This window comes from Fictibacillus nanhaiensis, from assembly GCF_023715445.1.
Lineage (GTDB): Bacteria > Bacillota > Bacilli > Bacillales > Fictibacillaceae > Fictibacillus > Fictibacillus nanhaiensis_D.
In genome coordinates, this window is sequence record NZ_JAMBOD010000043.1 from 1 (window position 1) to 465 (window position 465).

Below are 465 nucleotides of genomic sequence, written 5' to 3' on the forward strand. Positions count from 1 at the left end.
GTCCAAAGTGGCCGACAATGGCCTGGAGCGCCGGGGTACCGGGCTCGACCACCTGACGGGCGATAACATCGGCATCGATAACCTTAACCCCAAGCTGCGCGAAGGCGTCGGCGACCGTACTTTTACCGCTGCCGATCCCGCCTGTTAACGCGACTGTGTACCCCATATCTTCTGACCCTGAAACGGATTGCTCGTATTTTTTGCAGGCAGACAGCGATGACTGGCAGCGCGCCGGGGAGGCGACAGTGAGCATGTCGTGAGGACCCCGCGCCAACCGGGATCGCCGTCCGCTATACTGTTTGTTTTAATCAAGCAAATCAAATGGTTAAAAACAATACTCCGGCAGGGGAAGGCATAGGCGCCTTTTTCTCCATTCACCAGGTAAATTTATACGATTGTAGCGTAAAAAAAGTGAAAATCGCAGTCTTGCGCGGGCCTGATTCGCGCGTATGATAACGTCACTGG

The 465-nt window shown here is 54.6% G+C and carries 1 protein-coding gene; it reads right to left on the minus strand.

The genetic code is table 11. The annotated features are described in order from the left end of the window. Positions 1-253, minus strand: a 253-nt coding sequence (gene coaE / locus M3196_RS21775; RefSeq protein ID WP_425311040.1) for a dephospho-CoA kinase, incomplete at its 3' end; no start/stop codon positions are given. Positions 254-465: the final 212 nt, after the last annotated feature.